The following is a 23281-nucleotide window of genomic DNA, read 5'->3' on the forward strand; positions in this document are numbered from 1 at the left end:
TTTGTTTTTTTTGCACCGCAACAAAAGGAAAGTGAAATGACGCAACGCATCGCTCTTGTTACTGGCGCAGTCGGTGGTCTCGGCACTGCAATCTGTAAATCCCTCGCCGCCGCAGGTGTGCGCGTGGTGGGCAACTTCTTCCCGGGCGATCCCGCCAAGGACGCCTGGGTGGAAGCCCGCAAGGCCGAAGGCCTGGACATCCCCGTGTACGGCTTTGATGTCTCCGACTACGAGCAGTGCAAGGCGGCTGTCGAGAAGATCGTCGCTGAAGTCGGCCCCATCGACATTCTGGTGAACAATGCCGGCATCACCCGCGATAAGTTCTTCCCCAAGATGGAAAAGAGCCAGTGGGATGCCGTCATCTCCACCAACCTGAGCAGCCTCTTCAACGTCACCCACACCATCTCCCCCAAGATGGCTGAGCGTGGCTTTGGCCGCATCATCAACATCTCCTCCGTGAATGGCGTCAAGGGCCAGGCTGGTCAGACCAACTACTCCGCTGCCAAGGCGGGTGTGATTGGCTTCACCAAGGCCCTGGCTGCCGAGCTGGCCACCAAGGGCGTCACGGTCAACGCCGTCGCCCCGGGCTACATCGGCACCGACATGGTCATGGCCATCAAGGAAGAGATCCGTAACGCCATCATCGACACCGTGCCCGTCAAGCGTCTTGGCAAGCCGGAAGAGATCGGTGCTGCGGTGGTCTACCTGGCCTCCGACCTGGCCGGCTACGTGACCGGCGCCACCCTGAACATCAACGGCGGCCTCTACAGCCAGTAAGCCTTTCCGTCGTTCCAGGTGTCTCCCGGCCCCGCCTCATGGCGGGGCTTTTCATTGGGGCGGCCGGCAGGACGCACCCGTAAAATCGTCATTGCCGTGTCATCTTTCCGCAAGCCCGGGCGTTTAAAAGACTTTTTTTTGCGCAGCGCAGTATAATTCTCCGCGGCGAGCATCGTCGCCGCTTGGAGAAGAGACCGATGGCAGACCAGATTCGCCTGATAAAAAAATACCCCAACCGCCGCCTGTACGACACCCAGACCAGCTCCTACATCACCCTTGCGGACGTCAAGGCCCTTGTGCTTGAAAGTGGCAACTTCCAGGTCGTGGACGCCAAGACCGGTGAAGAACTCACCCGCAACATCCTTCTCCAGATCATCCTCGAGGAAGAAGCCGGGGGTGCCCCCATGTTCACCAGTGAACTGCTGTCCCAGATGATCCGCTTCTATGGCAATGCCATGCAGGGGATGATGGGCAAGTACCTGGAAAGCAACATCAGGGCCTTCACCGACATGCAGGCCAAAATGCAGGACCAGGTCCGCTCCGTGTACGGTGACAACCCCGCCGTCAATCAGGACCTCTGGGCCCAGTTCCTCAACTTCCAGGGGCCGGCCATGCAAAGCATGATGGGCGCCTACATGGAACAGTCCAAGAAGATGTATTCCCAGATGCAGGAACAGCTCGACAGCCAGACCCGCAACATCTTCTCCGGCTTCCCGTTTCCAGGTTTCCCGCCCCCGGGTTTTACCGGTGAGCCGCGGGATCCCGACACCCCCGAAGCCGAGCCGCCGGTCGCGCCTCACAAATAAAGCCCGGGCCGCGCAATCGTCGCGGCCTTTGCACTTATTCCCCAAAGGTTTTTCTGCCCATGAGCCAAGCCAAAACTGCGGCCGCCCCGAAGGTCGGATTCGTCAGCCTCGGGTGCCCCAAGGCCCTCGTCGATTCCGAAAACATCCTTACCCGCCTGCGTGCCGAAGGCTACGAAATCTCCCCCTCCTACGAAGGGTCCGATCTCGTGGTCATCAACACCTGCGGCTTCATCGACTCCGCCGTCGAAGAATCCCTCGATGCCATCGGCGAAGCCCTCGCCGAAAACGGCAAGGTCATCGTCACCGGCTGTCTGGGTGCCAAGGACGACGTGGTCATGGCCGCCCATCCCCAGGTGCTCGCCGTCACCGGTCCCCATGCCACTGAAGAAGTGATGCACGAGGTGCACAAGCACCTGCCCAAGCCCCACGACCCCTTCATCGACCTGATCCCGCCCCAGGGCATCAAGCTCACCCCCGACCACTACGCCTACCTCAAGATTTCCGAAGGCTGCAACCACCGTTGCACCTTCTGCATCATCCCCTCCATGCGCGGCGACCTGGTCAGCCGGCCCATCGGCGACGTGATGCGCGAAGCCGAAAACCTGGTCAAGGCCGGCGTCAAGGAGCTGCTGGTCGTCTCCCAGGACACCTCCGCCTACGGCGTGGATACCAAGTACCGCACCGGCTTCTGGGGCGGCAAGCCCATGCGCACCAAGCTCTACGACCTGTGCAACGCCCTTGGCGATCTGGGCGTGTGGGTCCGCCTGCACTACGTCTATCCCTACCCGAGCGTGGACGACATCATCCCGCTGATGGCCGAAGGCAAGATCCTGCCTTACCTCGACGTACCCTTCCAGCACGCCAGCCCGCGCATCCTCAAGGCCATGAAGCGCCCGGCCAGCGCCGAAAACACCCTCGAGCGGGTCCGCCGCTGGCGCGACATCTGCCCCGACCTCACCATCCGCTCCACCTTCATCACCGGCTTCCCCGGCGAAACCGAAGAAGATTTCGAGCAGCTCCTCCAGTTCCTTGAAGAAGCCAAGCTCGACCGGGTGGGCGCCTTTGCCTACTCGCCGGTCGAAGGGGCCGCGGCCAACGAACTCCCCGGCGCCGTGCCCGAAGAGATCCGCGAAGAGCGGCGCATCCAGCTCATGGAATTCCAGGAAGACATCTCCACCGAACGCCTCGAGCGTCTCATCGGCCGCGAGATGACCGTGCTGGTGGACGAGATCGACGAAGAAGGCGCCCTGGCCCGTTCCCCGGGGGACGCCCCCGACATCGACGGCCTGGTCATCATCCCCGCCGGCGATCAGCTCGAACCCGGCGAATTCGCCCGCGTCCGCATCACCGACTGCGACGTGCACGACCTCTACGCCGAACCCATCTGATCCGCGCGGGGCTCCCCATGAAGCGCACCCCCCGCATCGGCATCGCCCTTGGCTCCGGCTCCGCCCGGGGGTGGGCGCACATCGGCGTGTTGCGGGCGCTGGCGCGGGAGGGGATCGAGCCCCAGATCATCACCGGCTGCTCCATCGGCGCTTTTGTGGGCGCAGTGGCTGCAGCCGGGGAGGTGGACAAGCTCGGCAGCTGGGTTGAAACCCTCGGCTGGCAGGACGTGGTCGGCCTGATGGACATGGGCCTGCGCGGTGGCCTGCTCAAGGGCGATAAACTGATGGCCTTCTTCGAGCGCCAGTTTGTGGACCGGGACTTCACCGCCCTGGTGCACCCCTTCGGCTGCGTCGCCACCGATCTCCACAACGGTCACGAAGTCTGGCTGCGGGAAGGCAGCATCTCCGCCGCGGTCCGCGCCTCCATCGCGCTGCCTGGCCTCCTCGCCCCGGTCTGGCAGGAGGGCCGCCTGCTGGTGGATGGCGCCCTCGTCAATCCGGTGCCGGTGTCGCTGGCCCGGGCCATGGGGGCCGACCTGGTGATTGCCGTCGAGCTCAACTCCGATGTGGTCGGCTGGGCTGCCCGCAACGGCGCGGACACCGAGCCCGCGCCCCCCGCCGAACCCGGCTGGCCGCAAAAACTCCTCTCCCGCCTGGCCCGCAACGGCCGCAGCCCGGGAGAAGGGGAGGGCAGGAGCGCGCCGGTCGAGCCCCTGCCTTCCATGCTCAGCGTGATGCAGAACAGCATCGCCATCATGTCCGTCCGCATTGCCCGCAGCCGCCTCGCCGGCGAACCGGCGGATGTACTCATCTCTCCCCGTCTGGCCCAGCTCGGCCTGATGGACTACCACCGGGGCGCCGAAGCCATCGCCGAAGGTGAAGCCGCCGTACAGGCGGCCCTTCCCGCCCTCCGCCGACTCCTCTGAGGCCGGATCCGTCCGGCCGGAGCGCCCCATGACCGCCTTCCTCGACACCCTGCGCGCCCTCGTCGGCGCAGCCCACTGCCTTACCGACCCCGCCGACACCGCCCCTTACCTCACCGACTGGCGGGGGCGCTACCGCGGGCGGGCGAGGGCGGTCGTGCTGCCCGGCACGGCGGAGCAGGTGGCCGCCGTGGTGCGGGCCTGTGTCGCGGCCCGCTGTGCCATCGTGCCCCAGGGCGGCAACACCGGCCTGTGCGGCGGCGCCACTCCGCGGGCCGACGAAGGGGACTGCATCGTCCTCAACCTGTCCCGCCTGCGCCAGATCCGCCGCGTCGATGCCGCCAATAACGCCATCACGGTGGAGGCCGGCCTGACCCTGGCCGAAGTCCAGGCCGCCGCCCTGGCGGTGGACCGCCTCTTTCCCCTTTCCCTCGCCAGCGAAGGCTCCTGTGAAGTGGGCGGGGTGGTCTCCACCAATGCCGGCGGGGTCCAGGTGCTGCGCTACGGCAACACCCGCGAGCTGCTCCTCGGGCTCGAAGTGGTCCTGCCCGACGGCGCACTCTGGAACGGCCTGCGCGCCCTGCGCAAGGACAACACCGGCTACGATCTCAAGCACCTTTTCATCGGCGCCGAAGGCACCCTCGGCATCGTCACCGCCGCCAGCTTCAAGCTCTTTCCCCGTCCCCGCACGGTGGTCACCGCCTGGCTTGGGGTGGCCAGCCCCGCCGCCGCGGTGGCCCTGCTGTCGCGCCTGCGGGGCGTGGCGGGTGACCGGGTCACCGCCTTCGAGCTCATCAGCCGGCCGGCCCTTGAGCTGGTCCTCCAGCACATTCCCGGCGCCCGCGACCCGCTGGCCGCCCCCCAGCCCTGGTACGTCCTGGTCGAGCTCAGCGATACCCTGACCATCGACCTGGCCGGCATCCTCGAAGCCGAACTCGCCGCCGCCCTGGCCGATGGCCAGGTGGCAGATGGCACCGTCGCCGCCAGCCAAACCCAGGCCGCCGCCCTGTGGTCCCTGCGGGAGAACATCTCCGAAGCCCAGAAGCGCGAAGGCGTCAGCATCAAGCACGACATCTCCGTGCCGGTCAGCGCCATCCCTGAATTTCTCGACAGGGCAGGGGCCGCCCTCGAAAGCGCCTACCCGGGGGTGCGCATCATTGCCTTCGGCCACCTGGGCGACGGCAACCTGCACTACAACCTGTCCCGCCCCCAGCATGGCGAAAACGCCGCCTTCATCGCCCGTACCCCCGAGGTCGGCCAGATCGTCCACGACCAGGTGCACGCCCTCGAAGGCTCGATTTCTGCCGAACATGGCATTGGCCAGCTCAAGCGCAGCGTGCTTCCCCGCTACAAATCCCCCCTCGAACTGGCCCTGATGGGCCAGATCAAGACCAGCCTCGATCCCCACGGGCTGTTCAATCCGGGCAAGGTTTTATAGCGGTGTCGGCCAGAGGCCGTGCTCCGCGGGTGTCGGATTTTTTTACAGCGCCGCTTTTTTACCGTCTAAGGGAAGAGTCAAGGTTTTGATAAATAAGGGAATGTTGTTTTTGGCACATTACCTGCTTTAAGCTTCGGGTCAGTAAGTCCTAACACTTTTGAGGCAGTTTCAGGCGCCGTGCCTGAGCTGCCTGAATCCCCTCAGATCTTCACGGAGAACTTCAATGAAGAAACTCGTCAAGTTTGCTGCTGTTGCCGCCCTGGCCACCGCCAGCACCGTTGCTTCCGCTGCCGCGACCTACCTCAGCACCGCCCCCAACCTGACCGGCCGTGTCATCGCCACCAACTTTGCCGACCTCAATGGCAGCTTCAATCTTCAGCTGCTGGATCTGCAGGGCCTCGTCACCGTCAACGTTCCGGGCGCAGGTGAAAACTTCATCGTCTCCGCGGGCGGCAAGCTGGAACTCGACTTCTACGAGAACGTTCCTGGTTACGAATTGACCATCGGCCCGGTGGGTCTGACCCCCCTCTTCACGGGTGCCCTGGCAGCCAGCGGCCTGACCCAAGGCGTCTACAACGTTCCCTTTGTCGCTGGCGTTGCCGGTGGCAATGATGGTGCTGGCCTGCCGGTGGGCTTTACCCTTGACTACAATGGCGCCACCACCCCGGGGGTTCTGGCCCTGATCAATGCCCTGCTCGGCACCTCCTTCAGCGGCCTGGATGGCGCAGGCTCCCTCACCGTGAGCGGCTCCCTGTTCTCCGATGGCGCCCAGCTGAGCATCACCGAAAGCAACTTGACCTGGGCTGGTTTCGAGTCCGTTCTGGCTGTTGCGGATGCTCGCTACGGTGCGCCCACCCCCAACTACCTGGATGCCAACTTCCGCCTGACCGGCGCCCAGGTTGCCGTGGTGCCCGAGCCCGCCTCCATGGCCCTCGTGGGCCTGGGCCTGATGGGTCTGGCCGCTGTCCGTCGTCGCAAGTCTGCCTAAGCAGACTGGCTTCACGCAGCACCCAAACGGCGGCGCAAGCCGCCGTTTGCATTGCAGGGCCCGCGCTCACCCGTAAAACCCTTAAAAAGTCTTGAAAGAGGGTTTACACACCCCCGTAGCATCTCTATAATGCGGTCTTCGTTGGACGGGGGTATAGCTCAGCTGGGAGAGCGCTTGCATGGCATGCAAGAGGTCATCGGTTCGATCCCGTTTACCTCCACCAAAAAGTTCGTTCGGGTCCCCATCGTCTAGAGGCCTAGGACACCGCCCTTTCACGGCGATAACCGGGGTTCGAATCCCCGTGGGGACGCCAGGATCAAAAGTCCTGTGCAGCAGTACAGGCAGTTGTAGCGCAAGCGCTGCAGCAGCAAGGTTAAAGCGGAGTGGTAGTTCAGTTGGTTAGAATACCGGCCTGTCACGCCGGGGGTCGCGGGTTCGAGTCCCGTCCACTCCGCCAACGGTTGTAAATTGGGGGTATAGCTCAGCTGGGAGAGCGCTTGCATGGCATGCAAGAGGTCATCGGTTCGATCCCGTTTACCTCCACCAAGAGTTCGTTCGGGTCCCCATCGTCTAGAGGCCTAGGACACCGCCCTTTCACGGCGATAACCGGGGTTCGAATCCCCGTGGGGACGCCAGGATCACACGTCCTGTGCAGCAGCAAGGTTCAAATGGAGTGGTAGTTCAGTTGGTTAGAATACCGGCCTGTCACGCCGGGGGTCGCGGGTTCGAGTCCCGTCCACTCCGCCAACACTTAAAAACCCGTTGATCGTCAACGGGTTTTTTTCATTTTCTGTCACCCAGCAAGCGTCCCGTTCCGGTGTCCCACTTCTTGGGAGACGGAACCTGAACCGCGCATCGCACCCAGCCAAAAACGATCATCTGCTCAACGGGCGTTTCGTCAGAATCGTTGGGTAATCCTGTCCATCCCCTGCAATGAGCTTGGCATAGGGATCGTTGCCGCTCTGGTGTGTCCCGATCCGGGTGATCTGCGTCACTCGCGCCCCGTGCTGTTTTTCCACAAATGTGTCGGGAAATTTTACATTTCCCAGAGTGCGCCTCAGCGGCCTCCGGCAAGCCGCTGTTCTGCCTGCGCTTTTAAAGCGGGCGTGAATTTTGCTTTGCAGCAAAAACTGATTTTAAGCGTGTGTCCAGGGTGTTATTCACACCCCGCCTGAAGTTTTTTTGTAACGCGCCCAAGCCTCTTTGCCCGATACGGGTAATTTTTTTGTATCGGGCCATGATGTTGCATGTAATACCGCAACATTCATATGCAATATTTCGTAAAATGTCGCACTGCGGTATGCAAAAGTCCTTGACCTTGCATGCCAGATAACACTGGGTGGGTCGGCTGCCCGAGTTCGCAAAAAACTGTCCTGGCCGGCAGTTGGGGCGGAAGGAATAAACATGGTTACTGCACTGCTCTTCCTGCTGGGTTTCGTCGTATCGGCGGTTGCCATCCGTTACGCCATCCACGCAGCGTTCCGCTTCAACATCGTCGACAAGCCGGGGGGGCACAAGGCCCACACCCATGTCACCCCCGCCGTGGGGGGCGCGGGGATCCTCGCGGCAAACCTGCTGGCCCTCGGGCTGGTGGGGTATTTCAACCCCGAATTCGGTACAGGTCTGCAGGCCCTGGGCGTGGGCATGGTGATCATGTTTGCGGTGGGCTTTCTGGACGACCTGTTTGCCCTGGGCTACCGGATCCGCCTGGCCATCCAGGCCGGCGTTGCCCTGCTGATGATCTTCTGGGGGGGCGTGATGCTGCAGGATCTGGGCTACCTCGCCGCCGACGGTCTGGTCGGCCTGGGCTGGGTCGGGGTGCCCCTCACCATGGTGGCCACCATCGGCGCCATCAACGCCCTCAACATGATTGACGGCATCGATGGCCTGTCCGGCTCCATTTCCACCATCAGCCTGCTGCTCATCGGCCTCGCCCTGATGCTGGCCGGCGACTGGGTCTACCTGTCCCTGGTACTGATCATGGCCGGCGGGGTGGCGGGCTTCCTGTTCTACAACCTGCGTTACCGCGGCCAGCGCCGGGCGCGCTGCTTCATGGGCGACAACGGCTCCATGCAGCTGGGCTTCCTGTTTGCCTGGCTCCTCACCGACCTGTGTCAGGCCGATGTGTCCGGCCGGGTGTTTTCCCCGGTGACCACCCTGTGGCTGTTTGCGGTGCCCCTCATCGACACCCTCAGCGTCATGCTGCGGCGGCTCTGGATGAAGCGCTCCCCCTTCCGTCCCGACCGTCACCACCTCCACCACCTGTTCCTGCGCGCCGGCTTCCGGGTGCAGGACACGGTGCTCATGCTGGCAATGGCGCAGCTCCTGTTTGGGGCCATCGGCCTGGGCGGCATGTACGCCGGCATCTCCGAGCTCGGCATGTTCATCGCTTTTGGTTTGGCCTTTGGCGGCATCTTCCTGGTGCTGCTGCGCCCCTGGCGCTTTGTGCCGCTGCTGCGGCGTTTTCATCGGCGGCTGGGCTTTACCTCGGTGCATGCGGTTGGGGTGCATGTCTCCGGTCTCGACCCCAGGGGGCTCGGCGAGTGCGCCAGAAAGGTCAATGCCCTCATCGGCGCCGATTTTGATTTCCGGTTTACCGCCTACCGCACGTTTGCAGGCCGCGAGGAGTGCTACGGCATCATCGAGCTGGTGGGTGAAGAAGAAGACCTGCCGGTGGACGACGTCCGCAAGATCATCATCCGCCTGCGCCGCGAACTCAAGCGCGACGGTCTCAAGGTACGCCAGTACATCCAGCGCGACGACGCCCACGACCGCCGGGTGGGGGGCAAACTCCCCCATGACAACCGGCGTCAGGCCGAGCGCCGGGCCCAGATCCGGCGCCCAGCCATTTTCCGGGTGCTCAGCGCTGCGGGCGAACCCTGCATCCAGCTTGCCTTTCAACCCTAAGCCCAAGGCCCCTCCTTGTACGATCGAATCCTCGTGGTGTGCACCGGCAACATCTGTCGCAGCCCGGTTGCCGAATACCTGCTCCGCAATGCCCTCCAACACGCCGGCCGCACGCCCCAGGTAGCCTCTGCCGGTGTGGGCGCCCTGGTGGGCGAGCCCGCCCACGACACCGCCCTGGCCAGAATGGCCGAGCGCAGCGTGGACCTCTCGGCCCACCGTGCCCAGCAAGCCACCCAGGCCCTGTGCCGCTGGGCCGATCTGGTCCTGGTCATGGAAAGCCACCACCGCGAAGCGCTGGGCGACATCGACCCCGCCGTGCGCGGCAAGACCTTTCTGCTCGGGCACTGGAGCAAGGACGAAATCCCCGATCCCTACCGGCGCTCCCAGGCGGTCTGGGACGAAGCCATTTCCCTCATCGACACGGGCATCGCGGCCTGGGTCAAACGGCTTTAAAGGCAGGGTGATCACCATGCGCGCGCCGGTGTGTTGTGCAGCAGTTAATTGCCCCACCTGGCGTGCCCCGTCATGCTGCGCCGTGTGTCAAACAAACATCAAGACAGGTTATCCATGAAGAGCATTCCGAGCGGGCTGCGTGCCCGGGTGGCTGCGCCACGTCAGCGACTTGTGCGGCCCCTGCTTTTGGCGGCCCTGTGTGCCAGCCTGGGGGCGTGCGCCCTGGTTCCGGGTGACAAGGCCTACGGCCTGAGAGATTCCCAATCGGCGGTCAGGCTGCCCACCCGCAGCGCCGACGGTGCCGAGCCCGTACCCGCCAACGTCGCCATCAGGCCCATCACCGCCGAGCTGATCATCGAGCAGATGACCAAAGCCGCGGCCGAACGGCCCACCGCCACCGACACCAACATCAGCGGCCGGGGTGGCAAGGGCGGCGTCAATCCCGTTACTGCCCCCGACTACAAGGTGGGCCCCGGTGACGTACTCACCATCATCGTCTGGGACCACCCGGAGCTCACCACCCCGGCCGGCCAGTACCGCTCTGCCGATCAGGCCGGCACCGTGGTCAACGAAGACGGCACCATCTATTACCCCTACGTGGGCACCCTGCAGGTGGCCGGCAAGACCACCCGCCAGATCCGTGAGCTGCTGTCGGTGCGCCTGGCCAAGTTCATCGAAAAGGTGCAGCTCGACGTACGCATGGCGGCGTTTCGCAGCAAGCGGGTGTATGTGGTGGGTGAAGTGGCCAAGCCCGGCCAGCTCGAAATCACCGACATCCCCATGACGGTGCTCGAAGCGGTTAACCGCGCCGGTGGTTTTGGCCCCGAAGCCGATCACTCCCGCGTGCTCCTGACCCGCAAGGGCACCACCTACCGGGTGGACATCCAGGCCATGTACGAAGCCGGCGCCACCGAGCAGAACGCCCTGCTGGAGCACGGCGACATCCTCAACGTGCAAGACCGCAGCTTCAACAAGATCTTTGTGCTGGGCGAAGTGCAGAAGCCCGGCTCCCTGGTCATGACCAAAAAACGCTCCACCCTCGCCGAGGCCCTGGCCGACACCGGCTACATCGCTCAGGAAAAAGCCAACCCCAAGTGGATCTACGTGATGCGGGGCGAGAGCGACACCCCCGAACTCTTCCACCTGGACGGCTCCTCTCCCGATGCCATGCTGCTGGCCGACCGCTTTCCCCTCCGCCCGCGTGACATCGTGTATGTGGATGCCGCCGACGTGGTGCGCTGGAACCGGGTGATCACCAACGTGCTGCCCACCGCCCAGACCCTGTTCCAGATCAGCGGTACCAGGTACCCGCTGTTTGGCGGCCGCAACCCCTGAGCCGCCCCGCACAACGCTCAGCACCTGAAAGCGAAGCCATTCGCCTGACCCCAACACACGCCAAAACAACCGCATGGAAACCGACAAGCTCAAACCCGCCGCCCTTGCCGGCCAGCAAGTCCCCGATTCCGACGACGCCGGCGAAGGCCTCGCCGTGGGCGAGATCATCGCCGTGGTCATGGAGCACCGCTGGCTGATTGCCGCCGTCACCTCTGCCTTTATTGTGCTGGGTGGCGCCTACAGCCTTGTGGCCACCCCCGTCTACAAGGCCGACGGCCTGATCCAGGTGGAAGAAAAAAGCACCGGCGGCATGTCGGCGGTGATGAAAGACCTGGGCCCGCTGCTGGGCGACAGCACCACCGTCTCGGCGGAGCAGGAGATCCTGACCTCCCGCATGGTGCTGGGCCGGGTGATCACCAAGCTCAAGCTGGACATCGAAGTGACCCCCAAGACCTTTCCGGTGATTGGCCGCGCTGTGGCCCGCCGCTACAAGGGCGACCAACCCGCCAGCCCCTGGCTGGGCATGAACAGCTACGCCTGGGGCGGTGAAGAGGCCCGCGTGGACGCGCTGGAGGTGCCCCGTGTGGCCCTCGACAAGCCGTTGATGCTGGTGGCAGGGGAGGGCGGCAGCTATACCCTGCTGGACGAGGACGACGACGAAATCCTCAAGGGCCAGGTCGGTGAGCGGGCCAGCGGCAAGAAATACGAAGTTTTCATCGCCAAGCTCCAGGCCAACCCTGGCACCCGCTTCGTGCTGGTCAAGCAGTCCCAGGAGATGGCCATCAAGCAGCTGCGTGAAAATTTCGCCGTCAAGGAGCGCGGCAAAAAGTCCGGCATTCTTGAAGCCAGCCTCAGCGGCCCGAACATCGACAAGATCGTCCTGGTGCTGGACGACATCATGAACACCTACGTGCGGCAAAACGTGGACCAGCGCTCTGCCGAAGCCGAAAAAACCCTCAAGTTCCTCGAGACCCAGCTCCCCGCCCTGAAAAAGGAAATGGACGCCGCCGAGGCCGCTTACAACAACTACCGCCAGTCCCGCGGCTCACTGGACCTCAACCTGGAAACCCAGAGCGTGCTGCAATCGGTGGTCGAGGTGGACAACCAGATCGTGGCCCTGCGCCAGGAGCGCGACGAGCTGCGCCAGAGCTTTACCACCGAACACCCCCGGGTGCAGGCCGTGGACCAGCGCCTGCTGCGCCTCAAGGAGCGTCGCGCCCAGTTTGATGCAGATGTAAACAAGCTGCCCGACACCCAGCAAAAGGTGCTGCAGCTGGCCCGGGATGTGGAAGTCTCCACCACCCTGTATACCAACCTGGTCAACACCTCTCAGCAGCTCAAGGTTTCCAAGGCCGGCACCGTGGGTGACGTGCGCATCGTGGATGCTGCTGCTGCCAGCAAAGAACCGGTGGGCATTAAGAAACCAGCGATCCTGGTGGTGGCCCTGCTGCTGGGCCTGATCGCCAGCCTCGCGCTGGTCTGGATCAAGCGCAGCCTGCGGGTGATGATTGAAGACCCCGAGACCATCGAAACCCAGCTCGGCCTGCCGGTGTACGCCACCATCCCCCACAGCAAGGACGAAGTGGGCATCGTCAAGCGCGCCAAGGGCAACAAGGCGGGCGAGCTGCTGGCGGTGACCAACCCCGAAGACGACGCCATCGAAAGCCTGCGTGGCCTGCGCACCACCATCCACTTTGCGCTGATGGACGCCACCCACAACTCCATTCTGATGACCGGCTCCAGCCCCGGCCTGGGCAAGAGCTTCATCTCCAAAAACCTGGGCGCCGTGCTGGCCCAGAGCGGCCAGCGCATCGTGATTGTGGATGCCGACCTGCGCAAAGGCCACATCAACAAGGAATTCGGCCTGCGCCGGGAGCAGGGCGTTTCGGAATACGTATCCGGCACCGCCAGCCTGGAAGAGATCGTCAAGCCCACCAGCGTGCCCAACCTGTGGGTGGTGACCACTGGCCAGATCCCCCCCAACCCCTCCGAACTGCTGATGCACCTGCGCTTTGAAAGCCTGCTCGAAAAGCTTGGCGAGCAGTTCGACACCCTGATAGTGGATGCGCCGCCGATCCTGGCCGTGTCGGACGCCGCCATCATCGGCCGTCTAACCGGCGCCACCCTGATGGTGGCCCGCGCCGGGCGCCATCCGATCGCCGAGCTGGAGCAGGCAGTAAAGCGCCTCAATCACGCGGGAGTGCAGGTGAAGGGCTTTGTGTTCAATGATCTGGATACGGAGCGGCAGCGCTATCGATACGGGTATAAAGGCTACGTTTATCGATATTCGTATTCGAAGTCTGCGTGATGTGCGGAGTGATTTTTGGTTTAAGTTGGTTGTATAAATAGGTTGGGTTTTTCGTTTTATTTTTCTGGAAAAAGCACATGCTTGAAAATTCTACCATTCTGATTACGGGCGGTACGGGCTCCTTCGGTCACAAGTTTGTTCCCATGACGCTGGAGAAATATAACCCGAAGAAAGTCATCATTTATTCCCGTGATGAGATGAAGCAATGGGAAATGGCTAAGCTTTTTCAGGGCGATTCGCGTGTCCGTTTCTTCATAGGCGACGTGCGTGATCGCGAGCGCCTTTACAGGGCTCTTGATGGTGTTGACTACGTGGTTCATGCCGCAGCTACCAAGATTGTTCCGACGGCTGAATACAACCCCTTCGAGTGCGTTAAAACCAACATCAATGGTGCGATGAACTTGATCGATGCGTGCATCGACAAGCGCGTGAAGCGTGTTGTTGCCCTTTCGACCGACAAGGCGAGCAGCCCGATCAACCTTTACGGTGCGACCAAACTCGCTTCCGACAAGCTTTTCGTGGCGGGTAACTCTTATGCCGGGGGGCATGACACACGGTTTGCCGTGGTGCGCTATGGCAATGTGATGGGCTCTCGCGGCTCCGTCATTCCTTTCTTCCTGTCGATAAAAGACAAAGGTGTTCTGCCGATCACCGACGAGCGCATGACCCGCTTCATGATCACCCTCGAACAAGGTGTCGAGCTCGTCTGGCATGCCTTTGAAGACATGGCTGGCGGTGAGATTTACGTCAAGAAAATTCCGTCGATGAAGGTCACTGATGTTGCGTCTGCCGTGGCTCCGGAGGCCCGCCAGGAAGTCGTGGGGATCCGTCCAGGTGAAAAGCTCCATGAGCAGATGATTGGCGCCGAAGACTCGATGTTCACCTATGAATATCCGGAGCATTTCAAGATTCTGCCGGCGATTCATAACTGGAGCAGTGACCCCTTCCGGATCAAGGACGGCAAGCGAGTGCCGGACGGCTTTGTTTATGCCAGCGATAACAATTCCGAGTGGATGGAAGTTAGCGAGCTGCAAGGCTGGATCGAAGCCAACAAGAGCAAGATCGGAGCGATCTGATGACATTTATTCCCTACGGTCGGCAAGACATTACCGATGAAGATATCAAGGCCGTCTGTGAAGTCCTGCGCTCGGATTTTCTGACTCAAGGGCCCGCAATTGAGAAATTCGAGAAGACCGTAGCGGAATATTGCGGTGCTTCACATGCCGTGGCCATGAACAGCGCAACCTCCGCCCTGCATGTTGCGTGTCTGGCTCTGGACCTTGGCCCTGGCGATTGGTTGTGGACCAGTCCCAATACGTTTGTCGCATCGGCAAACTGCGCTCTTTACTGCGGCGCGCAGGTGGATTTCGTCGATATCGATCCGGCGACGCACAACATGAGTATCGAACTCCTGGAGCGGAAGCTTCAGGCGGCCGAAAGTGAAGGGCGTCTGCCAAAGATCGTCATCCCTGTGCATTTTGCCGGCGAGCCGTGCGATCTCAAGGCGATCAAAGCCCTCGCGGAGCGCTACCGCTTCAAAGTCATCGATGATGCCTCGCATGCGATCGGCGGCCGTTATGGTGAGTTCGTGATCGGCGGTGCGCCTTATTCCGACATCACCATTTTCAGTTTCCACCCGGTCAAGATCGTGACGACCGGCGAGGGGGGCATGGCCGTCACCAATAACCCGGAACTCGGGGTAAAGCTGGCACGCCTGAGAACCCACGGAATTACCCGCAATCCGGCAGAAATGACCCGTGAGCCGGACGGCCCCTGGTACTACGAACAGATAGGACTCGGCTATAACTATCGCATCACCGACATTCAGGCCGCGCTTGGGGTGAGTCAGCTCGGGCGTCTCGATGCGTACATCCGCCGCCGTCATGAACTGGCCGCCCGTTACGATGAACTCCTTGCCTCGTTGCCGCTGAAGCGTCCAGTCCGGAATCCGGAGAACCTTTCGGGTTTGCATCTTTATGTGATCGTTTTGAACGACCCCAGTCGTCGCAAGCAGGTATTCGAGACCCTTCGCGCCAATGGAATCGGTGTCAATGTGCACTATATTCCCGTGCATCTGCAGCCCTATTACCGCACGCTGGGTTTCAAGCCGGGAGATTTCCCCGCGGCAGAAGCCTACTACGCGGGCGCCGTCAGTCTGCCCATGTTCGCCACACTGACTAATGAGCAACAGGATCGTGTTGTGAGCGTGCTGTCGGACGCCCTCGCATGAAGATCCTTTTCGTCGAGAACCGGGAGAAGACCCTCTTCTGGGAAAAGGTGGCCCTGAGCCTCATGGCCCGGGGCCACCAGATCGGCTGGATTGTGCAGAACCACATCTTCCGCCCCAGGGAGATGCCGGAGGGCACGCCGATTTATATCTTGCCTTACCCCCTCGGCTCCGCGCCCCCCGCCGCTGATGTAGAGGCTTGGGTGCGTGTCCATCATCCGGAAGTCATCACCGACCGGGGCCGAACCTTCTTCGGTGCTGGTGCGGCCCATTACAGTCATTACAAGGCAAAAATCGGCCACGCCTTGAAAGAGTTCCAGCCGGATCTCGTCATTGGCGAATCCACTCTGTTCCATGAGCTCATCACGATAGACCTGTGCCGGGCTGCAGGGCTGATGTACGTGCAACCCATGGGGACACGCTATCCGAGGGGCCGCTTCAGCCTTCTGGCCTATGATACCCAGGTGCCGGCCATCGAGAGCGGCGACTCATGGACCGACGAGCAGGCCGGTGACCTTGCACAGCGTATCGCAAGCGGTACCGAAGTGCCGGCCTATATGCGCGTTCCTGGGCGTGCCGAAAAGATGCGTCGCAAGGCACGTTGGGCAATTAGCCGTAGCCGGATCTGGTGGGCCCGCATCCAGGGCGAACGCTATAACACGCCCTCCATTGCCCGAAAGTACGCGCTGCAAAAAATCGTAGAGCGTAACACTGCACGCTGGTTTGCCATGCAGAAGGTTCCACAAAGCGCGGCCAAAACAATCCTGTATCCGATGCAGTTGCAGCCTGAGTCAAACGTCGATGTGTGGGGTCGGCCCTATTCGGATCAGGTCGAGACGATCCGGGAATTGCTCTCAGCCGCACCGCGCGATTATCAGATCGCAGTCAAGGCCAACCCAAAAGCCAAGTATGAGCTGAATGAAGACCTGTTCGAGCTCGCCAGCAGCGACCCAAGGGTGTGCCTGCTGCCATTCAAGATGGGCATGCCAGAGGCGCTCGCCGCTTGTATTGGCGCGGTCACGGTTACCGGCACTGTTGGGTTCGAGGCGATCTGTGGCAAGGGCAGGGCCATTTCACTGCGTCACCCGATCATCGAAAACGAGTTCCCGGATTTCCATGCCGCGAGTCCGTCGCTGGCGGTAGAACGGCTGATCAGCGAACCGACGGCGGGGGTTGGCAATCTTGACCTTGGTACGCGGCTGATAAAGCGATTCGTGAACCAGACTTTCATCGGCCGCGTGTCTGATCCGTTTTCAGCGCCAGAATGCGTAGAGCCGAAGAATGTAACTTTAGTTGCTGAGGCGCTTTCTCTTGTTTTGAGACGTGATTAGCGATTGAAGGCTTTTGGCATGATTTTTGTAATTTAGTCTTTGGCCTTGTTCTTTACTTTAAAGCGCATATTGAACTAATCATGCTATTTTTTCCAGAGCGTATAGCCTTGGCTGGTGTCTTGGTATATTTGGTGTTGTTTGCCGTAGCACCTCTTGATGTTGTTTTTTTGCCGGCATGGGACTCACTTGCATATATCGGACTATCGTATAGCGCATTTCTTCTTGGCTGTGCTTTTTGGCGCCGCGCTCGTATAGGAGGGATCAGTCGCATAGCCAAAGAGGTAAAGTTAAGCTCGGGCGCATTTTGGACCTATTCAGCGCTCGGTGCGATAGGAATCTCTATCCGTGTTTACGATCGCTATATTAACCGTGGGGCCAGTGCTGTTGAGTCGGCATTGGAGGTCCGCGAGGTTTTAGCTGACGCTTCGGCTGGGCCTTTGGCTTCACTTGGTGCAGTTCTATATCCTTTTTGTTATATCCCTCTCATGCTTATTTGGGGTGGGTTTGTTTATAGAAGTAATAGTAAATTCGCAAAGTGGGTAGCTGTTGTTTTGTTTGTGTTGCCAGCGCTCGATTCATTGCTTTTGCTTTCGCGATCGCAGTTGATTGTTGCTTGCAGCATGATGTATTTCGCAGCGACGTGCGCGCTTTATGAAGGACGGTCGTTTCCACGTCAAATGGGATTGCCTGTGATTGCGGGTGTGCTGGGATTGGTGGGGGTGTCTGTATTTGCTTTCCTGACCCGCCTTGATCAAATGAATATGGATTTGGCTTTTAGTATTCTGAATTCCGTTTACGGATATACGATAAAGCCGAATGAACTTGCCCTGCATTTGATGAGTCAAGGAGATACTCTTGGACAAGTTGTGGCGAGTGTTATGCCGATATTTCAATACTATTTGCACGGGCTTTTTGAGTTCGGCCTTTTGTGGGATAGGCCGGATGGTCAAGAGTTTGGTTATGGTGTTGGGCATTTTGCACCTTATTTGAAAGCGTTGAGTGTGTTCGGCTTGACGGAGAGCTTAAGTACGGAATCTCTTTATTATCGGAGTGGTATTTTTACTACATTCTTCGGTACGTTGTGGATGGATTTTGGCTGGTTTGGCCCTCTGGTGATGCTTTTTTTTGGACTGATTTGTAAATACGTGGCTGAAAAAGCGCGAGGTGGATATTTGCAGGCGTTGCCGATCTATGTTTATTTTTGTGTAGTGATTTTTTTCATGCCGGTTGTTAGTTTTCTCATCAGTGCTCAAGGTATGTATGTGGTTAATACTTTTGTATTGTTTTGGGTTTTGACCGGAAATAGAGTAAGAAGAACTGCAGTTAAGAGGTAATTTTTATGGATTTTTTTACTGGCGTGTGTTTATGAAAAATAGATGTTTAGAGGAGAAAAATTCAGTCTAGAGTTGATGGACGATTTTTATATTAATGACCGATATGTTGAAAAAGATATTCACGCTAATTCTTTTTTTTCTGTTTCCAACGGGGTTGATAAGGCCGGCTCTGAACTTGATGGGCCACTCTGTTCGGTCTGGTGCAAAGGTTGGATTTACTTTTTTCTGGTGTGATTTTTTTGCTCTCGATAGTGATGTGCGTATAGGTCACTTAAATTTTATTGGTGTTTCTAAATTGCTCATACGAAAGGGTGGGCGTGTCGGACATTTGAATACTGTCAAGGGGCCTTTTTCTCTGGTTCTACGCGAGCGCGCAGCTCTTGGGAATAGAAATCGTATTTTAAGAGCGCGTCCTGGAGTTTCCGTAGGGTTTTCTCAGTTAAAGCTGGGTGCCGGGGCGAAGATTACTTCCGATCATCGTATTGATTGCACACAATCGGTTTTATTTGGAGAGCATAGTATTTTAGCTGGAGCAGGTAGTCAGCTTTGGACTCATGGGTATGTTCATGACGTTGAAGGTTCTGGCAGGTATCGCATAGATGGCCGAATTGTTATCGAAAATAATGTTTATATTGGATCGGCTTGTTTGATTTCTATGGGAGTGAGAGTCGCCAAAGGCATTATCGTTGGTGGGGGCACGTCCGTTGCTACTAGCTTAGTTGAGCCGGGGTTATATGTGTCTGCGTCAATTCGACGACTTTCTAGACCCGCTCTGCCTGATCACCGAGACGACTTAAGCCGTGTTGTTGATAAGCGCCTGATCGAAAAAAAAGTCTATATTAAGCGACGCTCTTGATATGCCGAAATTTTTTCGCTTGTTGGCTTATTTTATTTCGTTTGGTTTTGCTCGTGGAAGTTTGTTTATTGCTCCCATAGTCCTAGCAAATCTTCTGTCACCAGCAGATTACGGGACCGTTGAGTTTGTTCAGGCTGTTGCGACTATGGGTGCCACTTTGCTTGGACTGGGCACGGTTGGTGCTGTGCCTTTGGTTGTTGTTCGAAAGGTGAGCTCAGCTTCGCTGAAATCGATTCTGACCCATCAGTTAGTATGTACAGCGTTTTTAGGGTTGTTTGCTGTATTGGGTTTTTATCTCAATCTTTCAAATATTTGGTGGTTGTCTGCTTTAGGTGTTGGCACCATCATGCTCCAGACTCTTTGGAGTGTTACTCTCAAATCTTTGGGGAGGGGGGAAGCCTCATTGCTTGTTGATGCTGGTTTCTGGTCTCTCTTGGCAATGGCTGCGTCTGGTGCGTATTTCTTTTCTTTAGATTTTTCGACGCGATGGATGTGGGTTGTCTGTGCGCTTATTTTTTATTTTTTTATTTTGATAATTAGAACCTTGCGCCAATTTTTATTGGCAGCAAAGGCTGAAGTAGAAGCATCTTATTTTTCAACTCTTCGAACATCCATGCCGCTGATGCTCGGAGCGTTGCTTTCATTTTTGGCTACTACGTCTGGTCGTATTGGGGTTGGGTTTTTGGCGGCTGCTCCACTTATGGCGGAGTACGCCATACTGTTTCGCGCTACCGCAATTCCAATTGTTGCGCATCAAATAATTTTAGTTGCAGGGTTTAGAAAAATATTTGAAATGCCAGAGCAAGAGCTTGAGAAGAAGTTGCCGATTATTGGTGGTGCGGTAATATTCTGTGTGATTGCTTTTTGGGTGGCTAGTGGTTGGCTGGGCTTTCTTTTGGGGCCGGCGTTCCAAAAATCGTTTGCGGCGAATCAGAGGGTTGGGTTGTTGATTTTGGTACAGTGCATTTTATGGTCTGCAATTTCTATTAACGATCTTGTTAATGCAAGAAGGCAGATTTCTATATTTTCTGTTCGCGCATCTGTTGTTTATTTCGCGATGGCCCTACCCTTAGCTTGGTGGGTCTTGATCCAGGGCGAAGTTACTTTGCAAAAATTCGTGCCTATTCACTCTCTGGTTATGGTTTTTTATTTTCTTACTCAAATTTTAGTCATGTGGAGGCACGGTGTTCGATTGATTCGAACTTGGTCTTTGGCTCTTTTAGGCTTTGTTGGACTGTCCGTTTTAACGCAGGCTTTCTAAAAAAATAAGGGTGTGAAAATGTATTTCATTTATAAGGTGTCGTTCAGAACGTGATGTCAGAAAATGTGGAAGTGCTTTGTTCAAAAATCGGTGTACTTTTCTGAGTTTTGGATTTTTATAGTTCCTGAAATTTTGGTCGAGTGATTACTATAATTGGTGTTTCATGGTGAGTCTGGCGATCATCCCCGCAAGAGGGGGAAGCAAGCGAATTTCAAGGAAGAACGTTAAGTTCTTTCTTGGTAAACCAATTGTCAGCTATTCAATTGAGGTTGCCCTCGGTAGTGGTTTGTTCGACGAAGTAATGGTTTCCACCGATGACCCCGAGATTGCCGAGGTCGCTTTGGCCTGCGGCGCCAAGGTGCCATTCATGCGCAGCCCTGAGACAGCGAACGATTTTGCACCGCTCGCAGACGTCATCGAGGAGGTCAAGGAAAAGTATCTGGCCCTGGGGCGAAGCTTTGAGAACATCTGTTGCATCTTGCCGACCGCACCGTTAATTACGGTAGAGAGTCTTCAGAAAGGCTACGAGTTACTGATTGGCAAGGGGGCGGATTCCGTTCGGCCTTTGGTTCGCTTCGGTTATGCGATAGAGAGAGCACTGAAGATGACGGGCGAGGGGCGTGTGGAGATGTTGCACCCGGAACACAAATACACTCGCTCACAGGATCTCGACCCAGCGTTTCACGATGCGGGTCAGTTTTACTGGATGAAGTCTGCTTGTTGTTTGCGTGGTGACAATCGGTTCGGGTTCGAAATATCCGAAGTCGAGGCGCAGGATATCGATACCGAAATCGACTGGAAGATGGCTGAGCTGAAGTACCAGTACTTGAATCAACTAGGGAGGACTTGAAATGGCAATGCAGATCATGCGTATGGGCAACTACTTCGAAGATTTCGAAGTTGGTGCTGAGATTCGTCACGATCTCTCGAAGACTATTTTTGAGAGCGATAACAATCTCTTTTCTTTGCTGACGATGAATCATCATCCGGTTCATATCAATGCGGATTATGCGAGCAAGAACCAGCATGGCCGGGTTCTGGTAGTCGGGACGCTGGTTTTTTCGCTGACGGTTGGCATTACGGTGGCGGACATCAGTGGTAAGGCGATTGCCAACCTCGGTTATGAAAGCGTGGAGCATCTTGCCCCGGTGCATGTGGGCGATACCATTTACGCTTCCACGAAGATCCTTTCTAAGCGCGAGTCGGAGTCCAAGACCGACCGTGGTGTTGTTTCATTCGAGACGACCGGCTTCAATCAGGACGGCGTTGCGGTTATCCGCTTCAGAAGAAGTGCACTCATCAAGAGGAGCTGATCATGGAGCATTCGGAGAAGTATTTGATCCGCAGCTTGATGTTCGTTCCCGCACACAACGAAAAGCTGCTCAACAAGGCATCTACCAGTGACGCTGATGTGTTGTTGCTCGATATAGAGGACTCGGTTCAGCCGGTCGCTAATAAGGCTGTCGCGCGTTCAAATATCAAAGAATATGTATCGGCTGGTCGGTTCAAGGACTACCTTGTTTTTCCGAGAATTAATGACCGTGAAAGCGGACAGCTTTTACGTGATCTTACCGAGCTCACCATTGACGGTGTCGCGGGTTTCATGTGCCCCAAGTCGTGTAAGGGTGAGGACGTCTATTTTATCGACAAGCTGCTCGAGACGATCGAGTATGAAAAAGGTCTTCCCGTTGGGACCTTCAAGCTGATCCCCCTGATTGAAACAGCGGCCGCAGTTTTGAACGCTCAGGATATTTGTACGGCCTCAACAAGAGTCATTGCCATTGCCTTTGGCTGCGAAGACTACATTACCGATCTTCAAGGCATTCATGACGCAGATGGGCAAAGTATCCAGACTGCACGGGCGATGATAGCGATGGCAGCGCGGGCTAACGGCGTGATTCCGATTGATACGGTTCATATCAAGGTGCACGATCTTGTGGATTTGGAGAAGAACCTCATCTACGTTAAGAATCTCGGTTATGAAGGTATGCTGGTATTGAATCCCAAGGAGTTGCCCTTGGTGCATCGGTATTTCACGCCAACTGAAGAAGAAATTCAGAGTGCGGAGACGATGTTGACGCTCGCGAAGAAGGCCATTGAAGAGGGCCGGGGCGTTGCAATGATCGGTACAAAATTCATCGGGCCACCGATGGTGAAGGCTGCAGCAAAAACTCTTGCGAAGGCACGATTGGTGCAGTCCAGGGTCAAGAGCCGGGTCGAATAATACAGCGGAGCCTGTCGCGGCAGGCTCCAGGCATAATGGTTTTGGTTTTGAGAATCGGGGACGAGATGAAGAAGCTGATTATCATGGGCGGTTACGGAAATGGGTCCGTAGTGCAGTCGACTGTCGAAGACATCAACGCGGTTGAAAAACAGTGGGAGTTGCTTGGGTTTTTGAACGACGGCGATTTGACGGAGGTTAACGGGTACCCCGTACTCGGAAAGATCGACAAGGCGACTGTTGACCGTTACCTTGCCGATCCAGATGTTTATTTTTTCTACACGCTGATTTCCGTCAAGCTCAATTATCGTTATCTGTCGAAGTTGACCGACCTCCAGATCCCGGAAGAGCGCTTCGCCACCATTATCCACCCGACCGCCGTTGTGTCGAAGTTTGCCAAGATAGGTTATGGGGTTTGCATCCAGCCGTTCGTCTCTGTCGGTCCCAACACCCGTATCGGAAATCATGTGCAGATTTTCGCCCAGGCGCTCGTCGGGCACGGTGCCAAGCTCGATAATTACAGCTATGTGGCCAACAACGCTTGCATCGGAGCGGATGTCCATTTGAAGGAAGGCGCTTATCTTGGCACGAACGCGACAACGCTTGAGTTTGTTAGCCTCGGTGAGTGGTCCGTGACGGGAATTGGTTCCGTTGTGCTCAAGGATGTGCCGGATTACGCGAAGGTCGTTGGTAGCCCTGCGCGTGTCATCGGCTCGACGAAGTGACGC

20 protein-coding genes and 6 tRNA genes are annotated in these 23281 nt (G+C 58.0%); all 26 read left to right on the top strand.

The features are described 5' to 3' along the window. The first annotated feature begins 36 nt into the window (after positions 1-36). The 26 genes from phbB to PHD22_RS03810 all read left to right on the top strand — a co-directional run bounded on the left by phbB (position 37) and on the right by PHD22_RS03810 (position 23278). Entirely contained in the window at positions 37-777 is a 741-nt protein-coding gene (gene phbB, locus PHD22_RS03685) for an acetoacetyl-CoA reductase (RefSeq protein WP_299862453.1), read from the top strand. 197 nt (positions 778-974) lie between these two features. Continuing rightward, positions 975-1583, top strand: a complete 609-nt coding sequence (gene phaR, locus PHD22_RS03690) for a polyhydroxyalkanoate synthesis repressor PhaR (RefSeq protein WP_299862456.1) — start codon at positions 975-977, stop codon at positions 1581-1583. 59 nt (positions 1584-1642) lie between these two features. Continuing rightward, on the top strand, positions 1643-2971 hold the full coding sequence (gene rimO / locus PHD22_RS03695; RefSeq protein ID WP_299862458.1) for a 30S ribosomal protein S12 methylthiotransferase RimO: 1329 nt from the start codon (positions 1643-1645) through the stop codon (positions 2969-2971). A gap of 17 nt (positions 2972-2988) precedes the next feature. Next, the gene (locus PHD22_RS03700) at positions 2989-3897 is read left to right on the top strand and encodes a patatin-like phospholipase family protein (protein ID WP_299862460.1); all 909 of its coding nucleotides are present in this window, start codon (positions 2989-2991) and stop codon (positions 3895-3897) included. A 28-nt stretch (positions 3898-3925) separates the two neighbouring features. After that, the gene (locus PHD22_RS03705; protein WP_299862462.1) at positions 3926-5332 is read left to right on the top strand and encodes an FAD-binding oxidoreductase; all 1407 of its coding nucleotides are present in this window, start codon (positions 3926-3928) and stop codon (positions 5330-5332) included. A 223-nt stretch (positions 5333-5555) separates the two neighbouring features. Next, positions 5556-6320 carry a PEP-CTERM sorting domain-containing protein gene (locus PHD22_RS03710; protein WP_299862464.1) on the top strand — a complete coding sequence of 255 codons (765 nt, stop codon included), beginning with the start codon at positions 5556-5558 and terminating at the stop codon, positions 6318-6320. 147 nt (positions 6321-6467) lie between these two features. Next, positions 6468-6543 (top strand) — tRNA-Ala (locus PHD22_RS03715). A 14-nt stretch (positions 6544-6557) separates the two neighbouring features. Continuing rightward, positions 6558-6633: transfer RNA gene (locus PHD22_RS03720), tRNA-Glu, on the top strand. Between the two features lie 67 nt (positions 6634-6700). Then, positions 6701-6777 (top strand) — tRNA-Asp (locus PHD22_RS03725). 13 nt (positions 6778-6790) lie between these two features. Then, positions 6791-6866: transfer RNA gene (locus PHD22_RS03730), tRNA-Ala, on the top strand. Between the two features lie 13 nt (positions 6867-6879). Beyond that, positions 6880-6955, top strand: a tRNA-Glu gene (locus tag PHD22_RS03735). Between the two features lie 35 nt (positions 6956-6990). Beyond that, positions 6991-7067: transfer RNA gene (locus PHD22_RS03740), tRNA-Asp, on the top strand. Between the two features lie 657 nt (positions 7068-7724). After that, the gene (locus PHD22_RS03745) at positions 7725-9227 is read left to right on the top strand and encodes an MraY family glycosyltransferase (protein ID WP_299862467.1); all 1503 of its coding nucleotides are present in this window, start codon (positions 7725-7727) and stop codon (positions 9225-9227) included. A gap of 15 nt (positions 9228-9242) precedes the next feature. Continuing rightward, the gene (locus PHD22_RS03750) at positions 9243-9680 is read left to right on the top strand and encodes a low molecular weight protein-tyrosine-phosphatase (protein WP_299862470.1); all 438 of its coding nucleotides are present in this window, start codon (positions 9243-9245) and stop codon (positions 9678-9680) included. A gap of 114 nt (positions 9681-9794) precedes the next feature. Continuing rightward, a complete protein-coding gene (locus tag PHD22_RS03755; protein ID WP_299862472.1) occupies positions 9795-11015 on the top strand; it encodes a polysaccharide export protein in 1221 nt (406 codons plus the stop codon). 73 nt (positions 11016-11088) lie between these two features. Further along, a complete protein-coding gene (locus PHD22_RS03760) occupies positions 11089-13323 on the top strand; it encodes a polysaccharide biosynthesis tyrosine autokinase (RefSeq protein ID WP_299862475.1) in 2235 nt (744 codons plus the stop codon). A 77-nt stretch (positions 13324-13400) separates the two neighbouring features. Further along, positions 13401-14399 (top strand): UDP-N-acetylglucosamine 4,6-dehydratase (inverting), encoded by a 999-nt coding sequence (gene pseB, locus PHD22_RS03765; RefSeq protein ID WP_299862478.1) that lies wholly within the window; start codon positions 13401-13403, stop codon positions 14397-14399. Next, the gene (pseC, locus tag PHD22_RS03770; RefSeq protein ID WP_299862481.1) at positions 14399-15553 is read left to right on the top strand and encodes a UDP-4-amino-4,6-dideoxy-N-acetyl-beta-L-altrosamine transaminase; all 1155 of its coding nucleotides are present in this window, start codon (positions 14399-14401) and stop codon (positions 15551-15553) included. The genes pseB and pseC overlap by 1 nt, the downstream gene beginning before the upstream one ends. Continuing rightward, positions 15550-16881 carry a hypothetical protein gene (locus PHD22_RS03775; RefSeq protein ID WP_299862484.1) on the top strand — a complete coding sequence of 444 codons (1332 nt, stop codon included), beginning with the start codon at positions 15550-15552 and terminating at the stop codon, positions 16879-16881. The genes pseC and PHD22_RS03775 overlap by 4 nt, the downstream gene beginning before the upstream one ends. 80 nt (positions 16882-16961) lie before the next feature. Next, entirely contained in the window at positions 16962-18215 is a 1254-nt protein-coding gene (locus PHD22_RS03780; RefSeq protein WP_299862487.1) for a hypothetical protein, read from the top strand. Between the two features lie 94 nt (positions 18216-18309). After that, positions 18310-19071, top strand: a complete 762-nt coding sequence (locus tag PHD22_RS03785) for a hypothetical protein (RefSeq protein WP_299862489.1) — start codon at positions 18310-18312, stop codon at positions 19069-19071. Position 19072: 1 nt separating this feature from the next. Continuing rightward, positions 19073-20332 (top strand): hypothetical protein, encoded by a 1260-nt coding sequence (locus PHD22_RS03790; protein ID WP_299862491.1) that lies wholly within the window; start codon positions 19073-19075, stop codon positions 20330-20332. A gap of 163 nt (positions 20333-20495) precedes the next feature. Beyond that, positions 20496-21182, top strand: coding sequence for a pseudaminic acid cytidylyltransferase (pseF, locus tag PHD22_RS03795; protein WP_299862493.1), 687 nt, complete (start codon positions 20496-20498; stop codon positions 21180-21182). A 1-nt stretch (position 21183) separates the two neighbouring features. Continuing rightward, a complete protein-coding gene (locus tag PHD22_RS03800; RefSeq protein ID WP_299862496.1) occupies positions 21184-21645 on the top strand; it encodes a MaoC family dehydratase in 462 nt (153 codons plus the stop codon). A gap of 2 nt (positions 21646-21647) precedes the next feature. After that, positions 21648-22556 (top strand): CoA ester lyase, encoded by a 909-nt coding sequence (locus PHD22_RS03805; protein ID WP_299862499.1) that lies wholly within the window; start codon positions 21648-21650, stop codon positions 22554-22556. Between the two features lie 65 nt (positions 22557-22621). Then, positions 22622-23278 (top strand): hypothetical protein, encoded by a 657-nt coding sequence (locus tag PHD22_RS03810; protein ID WP_299862501.1) that lies wholly within the window; start codon positions 22622-22624, stop codon positions 23276-23278. The last annotated feature ends 3 nt before the right edge of the window (positions 23279-23281 follow it).

This window comes from Zoogloea sp., assembly GCF_028693495.1.
Taxonomy (GTDB): Bacteria; Pseudomonadota; Gammaproteobacteria; order Burkholderiales; family Rhodocyclaceae; genus Zoogloea.